The following is a 14,849-nucleotide window of genomic DNA, read 5'->3' as shown; positions in this document are numbered from 1 at the left end:
CCGGTGCGGAGATGCGGATCAGCTCAGCGCGGTGAGCGTGAGCGTCGCCTTGTATGTGCCGTCGGTGACGTCGACCGGGATCTTCAGGAAGAGATCCGCGCCGAGCTTGGCCGAACCGCGCAGGTGCGCGGCCGGACCGTAACCGAGCGTGGACGAGTCGGTGAGGCCGTTGCCGCTGTCGAAGCCGGAGGTGACGGGGGCACCGGCGATGGTGCCGGCACCTTCCTCGATGACGCGCGGGGTCCAGCCCAGGTACTTGCCCGAGAACGACTCGTCACCCGAGGTGAAGTCGCCGACCTGCGCCGAGACCGACCACTGCGGGCCGCCCCGTCGCGTGTCGGTGACGCGGATCGGGTTGATCGCGCCGCTGGCGGTGAACGAGTCGCCGCTGTCGACGGCGGTGCCCAGGTCGACGAGTCCGTTGGTGCCGTCGATATTCCAGGAGAACTCGCCCGGTGCGCCCTCGGGCACCGTGACCTGCAGCTGCTGCTCGCCGGCCTTCGCCTCGCTCTTCAGGGTGACCTCGTCGACGATGCTGTTGACCGGTGCCGAGGTGCCGTTGGCCTGACTGCGGAGCGTGGTGATCTTCAGCGAGCCGTCGGTGACGTCGACCACCGAGTAGTTGCGCACGTTCTCCTGGTTGGTCACCGACGCGTACCAGGCGTTCCGGTCGTCGAACTGGTAGTACTTCGAGCCGCTGGCCGAATTCGCCGTGACGTAGAGCACCTCGCCCTCGGCCGCCGTGACTTCGGACGCGCCCTTGACCTCGGTCTTGTCGGCGAGCTCGCCGTTCTTCACGAGGTAGCTGCGCGTGTAGTTGTGATCGTGACCCTGCAGAACGAGGTCGAAGCCGAGCTCGGAGATCTTCGCGGGCATGTTCGCGCGCCGGTCCTTGATGTCGTTGTCGTTCTGGTGGGCGGCGACGGAGTAGATCGAGTGGTGGAAACCCAGCACCTTCCACTTCGCCTTCGCGCCCTGCTCGGCGACGACCTTCTCCATGAACGCGTTGTGCGAGGCGTAGTCGCGGCTGTTCGAGTTGATGTTGACGAACAGGACGTCCTTGTAGAAGAACCAGTAGTCGCCGCCCGAGCTCGAGCCCGAGGCCGCCGCGCCCGACGTCTCGTCGAGGTTCGTGATGTTGTTGTGCTGCAGGTACGCCTTCGACCCGACGTCGTGGTTGCCGTTCGTGACGGCCACGGGCAGCGAGCGCATCTGGTCGGGCGCATGGAACGCCTCGAACTCGGTCTCGTTGGCGGCGTGGTCGACCTGGTCGCCCGCCGAGAAGATCATCTCGGCGTCGGGGTAGGCCTGGGACGCGACATTCATGGTGTCGACCCAGCCGGCACGATCGTTCGCGACGTTGCCGGAGGCGCCGATCTGCGGGTCTCCGACGAAGAAGAATTCGAAGTCGCCGTCGAAGGACCGGGTCACGAACGACTGCGTCGCCGACCAGGCCCCCTCGGTCCCGACGCGGTACGAGTAGGCCGTGTTCTCGGCGAGGCCCGACAGGGTCGCCTTGCGGCTGAACTCGCCACTGGTGGTCACACCGCCGGTTGCGGCCACGGTGGTCGCGTCCGACGGGAACGCCCCGTCGACCAGCCGCGACGACGGCGCGACCTGAGCGACCTGCGCGGTGTCGGTGGAGGAGTACCACGCGAGATTGCGCGCGGACTCGTCGGCGCCGACGTTCATGATGATGTCGCTGATGGATGCGGCGCCGGAGGTCTTGGCGACCGGAGCCAGCTTCTGCATGTCGAGGAAGATGTCGCTCGATGTGGCGCGGTCCTGGTAGAGCGCCACGGCGATGGTGTTGACCCCCGCGGTGAGCACAGACGCGGGCACCGTGTAGGTCGACGTGATCGGGTCGGACGCCCCCGATCCGGCGTACATGAGGTTGCGCTGCGCTTCGGGCGCCGCTTCGACGCGCTCGTCCGACAGGCCGGCCACCTTGACGCCGTTGACGAAGATCTGCGCGCCGTCGTCGTATCGGACGCTGCCCGCGAGACCGGAGATCTGCGAGAGCGTATCGGCGCTGACCGAGAAGCTGGAGCGGAAGTGGAAGGTCGGAACGTCGACCTTCGACGTCGCGGTCGGGTCGATGTACTGGTTCAGCACGGTGCTGACGGGGAAGTTCGCCCCCAGGTTCGGCGTGGCCGCACCGTTCTTCGCGCCGAATGCGGTCGTGCCGCTCTTCCAGGCGCTGTCGTCGAAACCGGCCTTCGTCCAGACCAGTCGGTCGGGGTTGCCGGCGGCGGGGTCGGTGTTGTTCTCGGAGTACTTCCAGGTCGCGGTGGTGTCCAGAACCGTGGCCGGAAGGTCGGCGGCGGTCGCAGCGACGGTGGTCGCCGCGAAGGATCCCGCGATCACCGACGCGACGCCCAGGGCGGCGATGGCCGCGCGGGTCGTCCGCCGGCCCGAGCGGGTCCGGGGGGTGTTTTCCAGCATCTGCTTCTTTCCGATGGTCGCACTGATGGCAATCGCCCGAGCGGGCACCCCATGAGGCTCATCGGCGCGGGTGGCCGGCAGGTGAATAGCTGGCTCCGTATCCCTATCCCGGCGGCGAACCGTTCGCGTCGGCGTCGGGCTCGGCTCCTCCCGGCGGCGCGGTGATCGAAATGTTCGTCTTCTGTTCATCCGTCCGGCGGCAGGGAGAAACGGACCTCGGGTGCCACCGTGACAGCCTCACGGCCGGAGGTGCTCGTGAGATCGAAGAAGACGGCGCTCGTCGCCCTGGTGCTCGCCGCGGGGCTTCTCGCCTCGTGCAGCGCGCCCGTCGACGATGCCGACGCGCAACGCGCGGCGTTCCTCGGCGGCGCGCCCGTCCCGGTCTCCGAGGCGACGATCGCTCCCGCCCCGGAGGCGTATCACGCCGTCGCCGTGCCCGCCGGGTATCGCGTGATCGCCGTCGGGGTGGCCTCCGATCCGGCCGGCGACGTGATCGCGGGAGCCGTCGAGCAGTGGGCGAGAGCGAACGGCGCGGTCTTCGACCTGCGCATCGGTGCCGACGCGGAGGGCATCGACGAGCAACTCGTCACGGCGGCGAATGAGCGACCCGATCTCATCGTCGGACTCGGCGCCGGCGTCGTCGACGTCTTCGCCCTCACGACATCGCAGCTCCTCGATCAGCAGTTTCTCGTCGTGGGCGCCAAGCTGGCCGAGCCGACCGAGAATGTGACGTCCGTGGTGTGGCCGGGCGCCGGGTTCCGAGGAACGGGCATCACCCCCGAGGCGGATGCCGATCCTTCGGCGGTGACCACGCCGATGGCGAGCGAGGCGATCTCGGCCGGGTTCGCCAGCATCCGGCTCGGCGTCACCGGCGTCGTGGTCTCGCTCCCCTAGGACGCAGTTATCGCGTCAGGCGTCGTCCGAGACCCGGATGAGCACCTTGCCGGTCGCGCCCGCCTCGACGGCGTCGTGAGCGGCGGCCGTCTCGGCGAGGGGGAACCACAGGAGCGGGAGCCCCGCTCCCTCCCCGACCGGCAGCGCTCCGTCATCGAGCGCACGGGTGATGTCATCGGCCGCCGCGAAGAGCGCGTGATCGCCGACCGTGTACAGAAGCAGCCCCTGCAGGCGAACGTTCTTCGCGAACGAGGAGCGGATGGGCCCGCCGAACCGGTCGCCGCCGTTGTCGGCGTAGTAGGCGATCGACCCGTGGTTGGCGACGACCTCGAGGTCGAGGCCGAGGTTCGTCGCGAGCGACACCTCGACGATGTGATCGACACCGTCGGGAACGATCTTTCCGACCTCGGCCGCGACGTCCTGGGTGCGGTAGTCGATGACGTGGTGCGCGCCGGCCGCGCGCGCGAGCGCCGCCTTCTCGGGCGAGCTGATCGTCGTGAGCACCGTCGCCCCGGCCCATACCGCGAGCTGGATCGCGGCGTGACCGACAGCGCCCGCGCCGCCGGCGACGAGCACGGTGCGCCCCTCCAGAGCCCCCGGGCCCAGGCGCGCGGGGCCGGACTCGTGCACGGTGAGCGCGCGATGCGCCGTCATGGCCGGTACGCCGAGGCTCGCGGCGACGTCGAAGCCGATGTCGTCGGGGAGACGTACGGCGCGCACCGACGGAACCACCGCGTATTCCTGGGCCGTCCCGCCCGGTTGGCCGTGCTGCGCGAGGTAGATCCAGACGCGGTCGCCCACGGAGAGGTCGTCGACGCCCTCGCCGACGGCGTCGACCGTTCCCGCGCCGTCCTGGTTCGGCACGATCTCCGCGAACTCCATCGGACGGTCGGCCGCGCGCGCCTTCCAGTCGGTCGGGTTCACGCCCGAGACGGCGATCTTCACCCTCACCTCGCCGCGACCCGGCTTCGGAACCGGTCGCTCCGCGACCGAGAGGACGGACGAGGGGCCACGGTGGGAGTACACGATCGAGGTCATGTCGACTCCAACCCCCGGTCGCCCGAGGTCATTCCGCCGCGGCGCCCGACCATCGCGTCGACGGCCGCGGCGACGACGACGGCGAGCGGGTACACCACGAGATCGCGCGCGTCGAACCCGGTACCGAGCACCAGCGCGATCGGTGGGAAGGCCGCAGCGAGCGCGACGGGAACTCCGGTGAGCTGGAAGAGCTCGACCGCCACGCACCAGACCACGGCGAGAGCACCCAGCGCCGACCGCCGTCCCGACGCGAAGAGCGTGACGAGGCCCGTGTAGACCGCGACGGAGTAGAGCGCGTCTCCGGCGACGTCGGTCGCCGGAGAGCTCGGCGCCGCCCGGTGCACGAGGAGACCCGCGGCCACGATGACGACGAGCGCGATCGCGGCGGCCAGCCGTCGACGACGGGCGGTGCGCGGGGGCGGACTCATACGCCTCACCGTAACCACCGGCGCGCGGTACCGGTCCTGCGCCGACCAGCGCAGCATCCATTCCACACACCATCGCCGCGATCCACACCCGCAGCCGCGCGGGGATGCGGGTTCACACGCGAAGATGTCGATCGGATGCTGCGGAGATCGCCGGGGTCTCGTCTCGGACGGCTTCGACCCCCTAGGCTCCGGAACATGTCACGACGTGGGTGGGCTTCTCGGATGCCGGTCATCGGTGCGATCGCTTCGGCCCTGCGGGACCTGGTGCACCCTTCGCCGGGCGGTGTGCCCGCACCGACCGTTCCGGTCCCGCCCAATCCGCGGTGGTCGGGCTCGACGAAGCCCGCACCGGTGCCCCGGGAAGACGTCGTTCTCCGCCTCCCCGACGACATGTACCGCCACGACGGCGCCCCGACGGAATGGTGGTGGCACACCGGCACGCTGCGCGCCGGCGACAGGGTCTTCGGGTTCGAGATCAACGCCGCATCGTTCACCGGGCAGCACTTCGCCATGACCCAGGTGTCGCTGAGCGACGTCTCCGCCGCGCGGCACTACGAGCGCACGCAGGTGTACGGGCCCGCTCCCTTCGGCGTGTTCGACGTGCGCCACTGGGCCGAAGGGGATCCCGCGAAACCCTGGTACGCGCGACTGGGCGACCCGGGCTGGCTGGTCGGAGGCTTCAGTGTGGCATCGGCAGGGTCGGGCTACACCTCGGCGCCCACGGTGTCGATCGACGGGGACGGGTCGGGGGCGAGCGGGATCGCCGTGCTCGACGACCGCGGCGGCGTCACCCAGATCGTGCTGCTGAAGCCGGGAGCGGGCTACACCCGGACCCCCGCCGTGACACTCACCGGTGGCGGAGGGAGCGGGGCGACGGCCGTCGCCGTCCGCAACTCCGTGACGATGACGGCACCCCAGAGCGACCCGACGAGAAACATCGCCGTGCACTCCGTGCTGGTCGACCAGGAGACCCTCGACGAGGTCGTCTTCGATCTGGAGTTCTCGCAGCAGGGGCGTCCGTTCTTCGTGTGGGGCACCGGCATCGAACCGACTGCCACCGAGCAGAGTCTCGAGAAGGACAACTACTACTTCTCCTACACGCGCCTCGCCGCATCCGGCACCATCACCGTCGCCGGGCACGAGTACACGGTCACCGGGACGACCTGGATGGACCACGAGTACGGGTTCTTCGGCGGCGGCACGTCGGACACGCGCGTGCGATGGCTCCTTCAGGACATGCAGCTCTCGAACGGATACACGATCTCCAACGCCGGGATGATCGGCGAGGGCTACAAGCCCGAGATCGGGGTGCCGGTCGACGCGTTCGCCACCCTGCAGGACGCGGACGGCGAGCTCTTCTACGTCTCGAGCACCGTGACCGCCGTGGGCGAGCTCTGGACGAGCCCGCGCACCGGCAACGCCTACGCCCGGCAGTTCCGGGTCGAGATCCCCTCCTTCCAGGCCGACATCACCGTCACGACGCGCCTGGAAGACCAGGAGTTCTCGGTCGGCGGGGCCCCGATCTACGAAGGCACGGCCGAGCCGTCGGGCACATTCCTGGGCGACGACGTGTCGGGCGACGCGTGGATCGAGCAGGCGTACTGACCCGAGGCACCCGCTCGACCGTGGTCCGAGGGCTCGCACGCGCTACCGTGGAGTAATGACAGCATCCGAGTCCGACACGTCCGCAACACCCGACGTGGTCGTCGAGCAGCAGTCCTTCTCCGACCTGGGACTCGACGCTTCGGTGCTCAAGGCGTTGAAAGACGTCGGCTACGAGACCCCGTCGGCCATCCAGGCGGCGACCATCCCGCCTCTGCTGGCCGGCCGCGACGTGATCGGCATGGCGCAGACGGGCACGGGAAAGACGGCCGCGTTCGCGCTGCCGATCCTCTCGCAGCTCGACGCGTCGCAGCAGAAGCCGCAGGCGCTCGTGCTCGCCCCCACCCGCGAGCTCGCGCTGCAGGTCTGCGAGGCGTTCGAGCGCTACGCGTCGCACCTTCGCGGCGTGAACGTGCTGCCGATCTACGGCGGACAGGGGTACGGCACTCAGCTGTCGGCGCTGCGCCGCGGCGTGCACGTCGTCGTCGGTACGCCCGGGCGCATCATGGACCACCTCGTCAAGGGCACCCTCGACCTGTCGGAGCTGAAGTTCCTCGTGCTCGACGAAGCCGACGAGATGCTCAAGATGGGCTTCGCCGAAGACGTCGAGACGATCCTCGCCGATACCCCCGCCGACAAGCAGGTGGCGCTGTTCTCCGCCACCATGCCCGCCCAGATCCGCCGGATCTCGCAGCAGTACCTGCGCGATCCGCAGGAGATCACGGTCAAGAACAAGACCGCGACCTCGTCGAACATCACCCAGCGCTACCTGAACGTCTCGTACCCCCAGAAGGTCGACGCGCTCACCCGCATCCTCGAGGTCGAGAACTTCGAGGGCATGATCGTGTTCGTCCGCACGAAGAACGAGACCGAGACGCTCGCCGAGAAACTCCGCGCACGCGGCTACACGGCCTCCGCGATCAGCGGTGATGTCGCCCAGGCGCAGCGCGAGAAGACCGTCAACCAGCTGAAGTCGGGAAAGCTCGACATCCTCGTCGCGACCGACGTCGCCGCGCGCGGCCTCGACGTCGACCGGATCAGCCACGTCGTGAACTTCGACCTGCCGATCGACACCGAGTCGTACGTGCACCGCATCGGCCGCACCGGCCGTGCCGGACGCACCGGCGACGCGATCAGCTTCGTCACGCCGCGCGAGCGACGCATGCTGGCGAACATCGAGCGCGCCACCCGGCAGCCCCTCACCCAGATGCAGCTGCCGAGCGTCGAGGACGTGAACGCGACCCGACTGACCCGCTTCGACGAAGCCATCACCGCCGCGCTCGAGCAGACGGCCCGCATCGACCGGTTCCGCGACATCATCGCGCACTACGTCGAGCACCACGACGTGCCCGAGGCCGACGTCGCCGCCGCGCTGGCCGTGGTCTCGCAGGGCGAGACGCCCCTCCTCCTCGACCCCGCCCAGGAGCGCACCGAGCGGTTCGACCGCGACGACCGCCCGCGCACGCCCCGCAACGATCGCGACGACGATGGTCGCCCCGAGCGTCGCGGACGCCCGTCGCAGGCGAACCTCGTCATGTACCGGCTCGCCGTGGGCAAGCGACACAAGGTCGAGCCGCGCCAGATCGTCGGCGCCCTCGCGAACGAGGGGGGCCTTCGGCGCGAGGACTTCGGCAAGATCGACATCCGCCCCGACTTCTCGCTCGTCGAGCTGCCGGCGGACCTGCCCGACGACGCGCTGAACCGCCTGAGCGGCACCCGCATCGGCGGCAAGCTCATCGAGATGCGCGTCGACCGCGGCGGCCCGGGCGGACGCCCCGATCGCAAGCCCCGCTACTGACACCTGAGCCGCCGGCACGCCGGAGGCGACGGCGGCGGGTGCACGCCGCACCGGGTCGACCGTACTCAGGATCATTCCCGGCGCGGGTGCGATCTCTCGCGGATTTCCAGGGTCCGCGCGCGACCCGCGCGCAATCATCCTGAGTACGGTCTGGGCCTCGTCCGTCGGGGCGTTCGGTCGAGCCACCGCTGGGTGCCGGTCGAGGATCGACAGCTCGTCGTCGCCCACCGTCCTGTCGCCGCCGCCCGCACCGCATAGGGTGGCCCGATGTCCGAATATGAGCACGCGACACCCGACGCCTTCGTTCGCGTACGCGGAGCCAGTGAGAACAATCTCCGCGACGTCGACGTCGACGTACCCCGCGACACCATCGTCGCCTTCACCGGCGTATCGGGGTCGGGGAAGTCGTCGCTCGCATTCGGCACCATCTTCACCGAGGCCCAGCGCCGCTACCTCGAATCCGTCGCGCCCTACGCGCGCCGCCTCATCCAGCAGGGCCACAACCCGCACGTCGAATCCATCACGGGTCTCCCGCCGGCCGTGGCGCTGCAGCAGCGACGCGGCGCGCCCAGCTCGCGGTCGAGCGTCGGAACGGTCACCACGCTCTCGAATTCGCTGAGGATGCTGTTCTCTCGCGCCGGGACGTTCCCCGAGGGCTTCGACACCCGGCTCGACTCGGATGCGTTCTCGCCCAACACCGCCGCGGGAGCATGCCCCGAGTGCCACGGCGTCGGCGTCGCGCACACCGTCACCGAAGAAACGCTCGTACCCGACACATCGCTGAGCATCCGCGACGGCGCCATCGCCGCGTGGCCCGGTGCCTGGCAGGCGAAGAACCTGCGCGACATCACGATCGCCCTGGGCTACGACGTCGACCGCCCGTGGCGCGACCTCGACCCCGCCGACCGCGAGTGGCTCCTCTTCACCGATGAACAGCCCGTCGTGGAGATCACCCCGCAGCGCGACCGCGTCGCCAAGCCCTACAAGGGCATGTTCTGGAGCGCGAGGAAGTACGTCTTCCACACCCTCGCCGATTCGAAGAGCGCCACGATGCGCGACCGCGTTCTCCGTTTCGTCCGCACGGGCGTCTGCCCGTTGTGCGGGGGCTCGGGACTGCGCCGCGAGGCGCTCGCCGTCACGTTCGCGGGCCGCACGATCGCCGAACTGAACGCGCTGCCGATGAGCGAACTCGCCGAGGTGCTCCGCCCGACGACGATGCTCGAGGATGCGGGGCAGGCCCTGCCCACGTCATCCTCCGGCGAGCGCACCGACGTCGCCGTGGCGCTGACCACCGACCTGCTCTCCCGCATCCAGGTGCTCACCGATCTCGGTCTCGGCTACCTCGGACTCGGCCGCGTGACCACCACGCTCTCGCCGGGCGAGATGCAGCGCCTGCGCCTCGCGACCCAGCTGCGCTCGGGCCTGTTCGGGGTCGTCTATGTGCTCGACGAACCGTCGGCCGGCCTTCACCCGGCCGACGCCGAACCCCTGCTGGACGTGCTCGAGCAGCTCGTGTCCTCCGGCAACTCGGTCTTCGTCGTCGAGCACAACATGGACGTCGTGCGCGGCGCGAACTGGATCGTCGACGTCGGACCGGGAGCCGGCGAAGGGGGCGGCGACGTGCTCTACAGCGGGCCCGTCGACGGTCTCGTCGACGTGACGGAGTCGGCGACGCGTCCGTTCCTCTTCCCCGATCTCGCCGAGCGCCCCGCTGAGGCGCACGAGGTGCGCACCCCCACGAGCTGGTTGACGCTGGAGGGCGCATCGCTCCACAACCTCGCAGATGTCGACACGGCCGTCCCGCTGGGAACGCTGGTCGCGGTCACCGGCGTCTCGGGATCGGGGAAGTCGACACTCGTCGGCCGGGTGCTGCGGGACGTCGTGAACGGACATCTTCGAGGCAGCGGCGAGGGCGACGAAGACGAAGAGGCAACCGAGACGACCGGCACGGGCGACCCCACCGAGGTGCCCGTGCCCACCCCGTCGGTCGACGCCCTCGCCGTTCGCCGTGTGACGGGCCTCGAGAACATCGACCGTCTCGTGCGCGTGGACCAGAAGCCGATCGGACGCACGCCGCGCTCGAACCTGGCGACCTATACGGGCCTGTTCGACGCGGTGCGATCCGTGTTCGCCGCGACCGCCCTGGCCCGGGAGCGCGGATACACCGCCGGGCGGTTCTCGTTCAACGTCGCCGGCGGACGCTGCGAGACGTGCCTCGGCGAGGGCTACGTGTCGGTGGAGCTGCTGTTCCTCCCCGGAAGCTACGGGCGGTGCCCGACCTGCGGCGGCTCGCGCTACAACGCCGAGACGCTCGAGGTGACGTACGACGGCAAGAACATCGCCGATGTCCTCGCGCTCACCGTCGAGCAGGCGGCGGAGTTCCTCGAGGCCGTGCCCGCAGCATCCCGGAGTCTGCGCACCCTGCGCGAGGTGGGTCTGGGCTACCTCCGTCTCGGGCAGCCGGCCACCGAGCTGTCGGGCGGAGAGGCGCAGCGCATCAAACTCGCGACCGAGCTGCAGCGCACACGCCGGGGTCACACGCTCTACCTGCTCGATGAGCCGACGACGGGGCTGCACCCCGCCGACGTCCGACTGCTGCTGACGCAGCTGCACGCGCTCGTCGAGGCGGGCAACACCGTCGTCGTCGTCGAGCACGACATGGACGTCGTGGCCGCGGCCGACTGGGTCATCGACCTGGGTCCGGCGGGAGGAGACGCGGGGGGACGCATCGTCGCCGAGGGCACGCCGTCGACCGTCGCGAGCGACACCGCCAGCCGAACAGCCCCGTACCTCGCGCGGCGGCTCGCCGGCTCCTAGGAGGTCACTGCTCCTCGTGGGTGTCGGGGTCGCCGCCGAAGAGGCGTCCGTCGGGCCGGCCCAGCGCGGTGATGGCCGCCATCTCGGCGTCGTCGAGCTCGAAACCGAACACGTCGAGGTTCTCGGCCTGACGGGACGGCGTCGCACTCTTCGGGATGGGGACGCTGCCGAGCTGCACGTGCCAGCGCAGGATGACCTGCGCGGGGGTCACCCGGTGCGCCGAGGCCGCCGTCACCACCGGTTCTTCCTCGTAGGGGGCGTTGCCCTTCCCGAGAGGACTCCACGCCTCCGTGACAATTCCCCAACGCGCGTTGGCCGCCCGCTGCTCCACCTGCGGGAAGTACGGGTGCATCTCGATCTGATTCACGGCCGGCGTCACCCCGGTCGCGTCGATGACGTCGGTGAGGTGCTGCTCGGTGAAGTTGCTCACACCGATCGACCTCACCAGACCCAGCTCGCGCGCGCGCACCAGGTTCTCCCACGAGCGCACGTACTCCCCCACGCTGGGGTTGGGCCAATGGATCAGGTACAGGTCGAGGTACTCCACCCCCAGACGCCACAGCGACTCGCGAACGGCGGCCACCGTCGGCTCGCCCTGGTGACGCCCCGGGAGCTTCGAGGTGACGAACAGCTCGTCGCGCGCGAGCCCCGAACGGCGGATGCCCTCTCCGACCGCTCCCTCGTTGTCGTAGTTGAACGCGGTGTCGAGCGACCGGTAGCCGGTGCGGATCGCCGAGGCGACGGCGTCGGCACCGTCTTCTCCGCGCAACGGGTACGTGCCGAACCCGAGAGCGGGGATCTGATGGCCGTCGTTCAGGGCGATGAGGGGCGCGAGCTGGGTCATGTGTTCCACGGTACGCCCGGGCGACGGTGATTCGTTCGCCGATCCCCCGGGTGCCGCAGCAGCGGCCGGGGCCTCTACGATGGCTTCGCGCCGCCCACAGAGAGACCGGAGGGGAACACGTGCACTCTCGCCCTCCCGTTCGCCGGTCGACATCCCGGTCAGCACCGGCGCGGCGCGGCGCCAGGAGGCCCCCCGCATCCGCCGCCCGGCGAGCGCGCGCACGGCGCGCGAAGCGACGGCGCACCCGACGCACGTGGCTGATCGCCTCCGGCATCGTGCTGCCGCTGCTGCTCGGCGCCGCTGTCATCTGGGGCGGCGGCTACGCTCTGACCTCTCTGTCGGCAGCCTGGGACGATGCGCTGAGCTCGCCCGCCTTCGGCACGGACCGCGAAGCACCACCCGCACCCGTCGAGCCCGCCGCGCCCGGCATCGCCGGGTACGGGGTGGCGCAACTCGGCAACGCCTGCACGATCCTGATCGCGGGGCGCGACCTCGGCTTCGACAGCCGCGACCAGACGATCGCCGTGATGACAGCGATGGGCGAGTCGTCTCTGCGCAACATCGACTACGGCGACTGGGAGACCAGCGGCGTCACGAACCCCGACGGATCGCGGACGACGTCGATCGGGCTGTTCCAGCAGCAGGACACCTGGGGCACGCGCGAGGCGCGCCTCGATCCGTACACCGCGGCGACCCTGTTCTACCGGGCCATGGCTGCGCGTGTGCCCGACCGCGCCGCACTCGAGCCCACGATCGTTGCGCACACCACGCAGGTCAACGCCGATCCGTCTCACTACGCGCGCTACTGGGACGCGGCCGTGCGTGCCGTCGCCGCCGTGTCGGGCGCACCGATCGGCGACGATCGCGCCGACGGCATCCCGAGCTGCCCGACCGCCTGAAGCCGAGTCAGGAGCGACCCGCAGCCCCGCTCTGGACGGCGGGCCGAGGCCCGTCGGGCGGCTCGATAGCCTGAGATCATGCTTCGCCTGCTCTTCTTCATCGGTGTCGGTATCGGTGCGGGAGGGGTGGTGGTTCAGCTCGTGGGTCCGCCCGGCGCGGGCGACTGGACGATCGCGGTGTCGTTGACGCTCATCGTCGGCACCAGCATCCTCATGGCCGTCCTGCGAACGGCGCGAGGGATCTCGCCGGCCTCCGACGCCGACATCGCCGCAGCCCGGGCCGCAGGTCGCTCGGCCGTCGCGCGGGTGGATGCGATCCGGCAGACGGGCACGCTGATCAACGACCAGCCTCTGTGCGAGCTCGACGTCACGGTGCTTCCGCAGACCGGTGCGGCGTTCCGCACCACGGTTCGTCGGATCGTGAAGATCGTCGACGTGCCCCGCTTCCAACCGGGAAGCATCCACTCGGCCGTCCTGCTCGTACCGGACGGTCCGGAGATCGCGCTCGTCGACGCGCCCGAGGAAACGCCCGCGGCGGACGCGTCGCGGATTCCGCCTGCTGCGCAGGCGGGACCGATCCTGCGCCCCGAACCGGGCACCGTGCCGATGGGCGGACGACGACGGCGCCCGTTCCTCGGGGTCGGGCGACGGGGGCGGCCGGTGCGCTTCGTGCTGTTCGCCGCGACCGCCCTGATCACCGCCGCCGCGGTGGTCGCCCCGTACCACGTCGCCGTCGGGCAGAGCATCAGCGCCCTCCAGGAGGGACGCCTGCACGCCGACCTCCGCTCCCCCGAACATCTCACCGCGGCGGTGGACGCGATCGCCGCCGAGGTCGGTCACAGGCGCCTGATCTCGGTCACGGTCTCCGCCGATTTCATCAGCGTCACCGCTCCCGTCCGACCTGGCGAGCTCGCGTCGGACTCGTGGATGTACCGCGCCGGCCGGGTGGATCACGCCGGCGCAGCGCCCAGCCAGCCCCGCTCGGTCGCGCAGGAGTTCGGCGCCGACGAGGTGTCGTGGGAAGCGCTATGGCCCGTGGCCGAGGGTGCGGCCACCGACGCCGGCTACGCGAACACCGACGATATGACCCTGTCAGTGAGCCGCGGCGTCGACTCCGACATCGACAGCGAGTTGTTCGGCCAGCAGACCGGCCCCCTGCGCGTCGTGTTCTCGGCCCGGGACGAGTACACCTCGGTGTTCTTCGACATGCTGCCCGACGCGACGGGCGTCGAACGCAGCGGCTGATCGGGCGCCGGCCCGTCAGGCGATGAGTGTGGCCACGAGGTTGATGGTCGCGGCGAGCACCACGACCCCGAGTACGAACGAGAGCAGCGCGTGCCGCAACGCCTCACGGCGGATGGCGCTGCTCGTCAGGTTCGTGTCCGACACCTGGTAGGTCATGCCCAGGGTGAAGGCGAGGTAGGCGAAGTCGCGGTACTGCGGCGGCTCGGTCTGGTTGAAGTCGACACCCGCGCCTGCGTCGCGGTAGTAGATCGCGGCGTATCGCAGTGTGAAGAGCACGTGCACGAGACACCACGAAGCGGCGACGGTGAGCAGCGCGATGGCCACGAGCGCGAACTTCTCGGGCCCGGTCACCGAGCCCGACTCGTACAGCACGAGCGCGATGGCCCCGAAGCTGGCGAGACTCGACAGCAGCAGCAGCCCCTGCGCCGTCGCCCTCGTGGGGTCTTCGCGCGTCGCGTGGCTGGCGGTGTCGGCGGGTCCGAGGCGCAGAACCGTCGCCCACTCCCACGAGATGAAGGTGGCGGATGCGGCGGTCCACCCGACCGCGGGCGCGTACGCCCACGATCCGGCCGCGCTCACGCCGACGGTGACCAGGACGAGAACGAGGAACATCACCCCGACGCGCACCCCCGACCGGTGCCAGGCGTCGTCGAAGTCACGGGTCTGATCGCTCACGCGGCACCTCCCTTCTCCGCGGCGCAACGGGCGTCGGCGTCATCCGCACCCTAGCGCGGACCGCACCCCGACCCGTCTCTTGCCCCCGTGTCATCCGCACCCGCGAGCCCGTACTCAGGACGAACGTGGAGCGGGGCTCGACGGCCCGCGTGTTTTCGCGGCCC

At 70.2% G+C, this 14,849-nt stretch carries 11 protein-coding genes; 6 read left to right on the top strand and 5 right to left on the bottom strand.

Features of this window, described 5'->3' with window-relative positions; genetic code table 11:
- Positions 1-18: 18 nt before the first annotated feature.
- Positions 19-2,445, bottom strand: coding sequence for an FN3 domain-containing metallophosphoesterase family protein (locus DEU34_RS15070; RefSeq protein ID WP_259460195.1), 2,427 nt, complete (start codon positions 2,443-2,445; stop codon positions 19-21).
- 228 nt (positions 2,446-2,673) lie between these two features.
- On the opposite strand from DEU34_RS15070, the gene DEU34_RS15065 reads away from it, so the two are divergent.
- On the top strand, positions 2,674-3,339 hold the full coding sequence (locus tag DEU34_RS15065; protein WP_147424083.1) for a BMP family ABC transporter substrate-binding protein: 666 nt from the start codon (positions 2,674-2,676) through the stop codon (positions 3,337-3,339).
- Between the two features lie 15 nt (positions 3,340-3,354).
- Here the strand turns inward: DEU34_RS15065 and DEU34_RS15060 are convergent, their stop codons facing one another.
- Positions 3,355-4,377, bottom strand: coding sequence for an NADPH:quinone reductase (locus tag DEU34_RS15060; protein WP_121151704.1), 1,023 nt, complete (start codon positions 4,375-4,377; stop codon positions 3,355-3,357).
- Positions 4,374-4,805 carry a DUF2809 domain-containing protein gene (locus DEU34_RS15055; RefSeq protein ID WP_121151702.1) on the bottom strand — a complete coding sequence of 144 codons (432 nt, stop codon included), beginning with the start codon at positions 4,803-4,805 and terminating at the stop codon, positions 4,374-4,376. Before DEU34_RS15055 ends, DEU34_RS15060 begins: the two co-directional genes overlap by 4 nt.
- A gap of 195 nt (positions 4,806-5,000) precedes the next feature.
- Here DEU34_RS15055 and DEU34_RS15050 point away from each other — a divergent pair, with 195 nt between their 5' ends.
- From DEU34_RS15050 to DEU34_RS15040, 3 genes are all read left to right on the top strand, one after another.
- Positions 5,001-6,410, top strand: coding sequence for a lipocalin-like domain-containing protein (locus DEU34_RS15050; RefSeq protein WP_183042518.1), 1,410 nt, complete (start codon positions 5,001-5,003; stop codon positions 6,408-6,410).
- 55 nt (positions 6,411-6,465) lie between these two features.
- Positions 6,466-8,205 (top strand): DEAD/DEAH box helicase, encoded by a 1,740-nt coding sequence (locus DEU34_RS15045; RefSeq protein WP_121151698.1) that lies wholly within the window; start codon positions 6,466-6,468, stop codon positions 8,203-8,205.
- A gap of 267 nt (positions 8,206-8,472) precedes the next feature.
- A complete protein-coding gene (locus DEU34_RS15040) occupies positions 8,473-11,022 on the top strand; it encodes an excinuclease ABC subunit UvrA (protein ID WP_121151696.1) in 2,550 nt (849 codons plus the stop codon).
- A 4-nt stretch (positions 11,023-11,026) separates the two neighbouring features.
- On the opposite strand, the gene DEU34_RS15035 is transcribed toward DEU34_RS15040, so the two are convergent.
- Positions 11,027-11,866 (bottom strand): aldo/keto reductase, encoded by an 840-nt coding sequence (locus tag DEU34_RS15035; RefSeq protein WP_121151694.1) that lies wholly within the window; start codon positions 11,864-11,866, stop codon positions 11,027-11,029.
- Between the two features lie 275 nt (positions 11,867-12,141).
- Here DEU34_RS15035 and DEU34_RS15030 point away from each other — a divergent pair, with 275 nt between their 5' ends.
- Both DEU34_RS15030 and DEU34_RS15025 read left to right on the top strand, forming a co-directional pair.
- Positions 12,142-12,765: a peptidase M23 gene (locus tag DEU34_RS15030; protein ID WP_259460194.1), complete on the top strand. Its 624-nt coding sequence runs from the start codon at positions 12,142-12,144 to the stop codon at positions 12,763-12,765.
- Between the two features lie 78 nt (positions 12,766-12,843).
- On the top strand, positions 12,844-14,010 hold the full coding sequence (locus DEU34_RS15025; protein ID WP_121151690.1) for a hypothetical protein: 1,167 nt from the start codon (positions 12,844-12,846) through the stop codon (positions 14,008-14,010).
- A 15-nt stretch (positions 14,011-14,025) separates the two neighbouring features.
- Here DEU34_RS15025 and DEU34_RS15020 read toward each other — a convergent pair whose 3' ends face one another.
- Positions 14,026-14,685 (bottom strand): DUF1345 domain-containing protein, encoded by a 660-nt coding sequence (locus DEU34_RS15020; RefSeq protein ID WP_259460193.1) that lies wholly within the window; start codon positions 14,683-14,685, stop codon positions 14,026-14,028.
- Between the last annotated feature and the right edge of the window lie 164 nt (positions 14,686-14,849).

Source organism: Microbacterium sp. AG1240, from assembly GCF_003635115.1.
GTDB lineage: Bacteria > Actinomycetota > Actinomycetes > Actinomycetales > Microbacteriaceae > Microbacterium.
The sequence above is the reverse complement of the archived record's forward strand: the minus strand, read 5'-3'. Positions and strand labels throughout refer to the sequence as shown.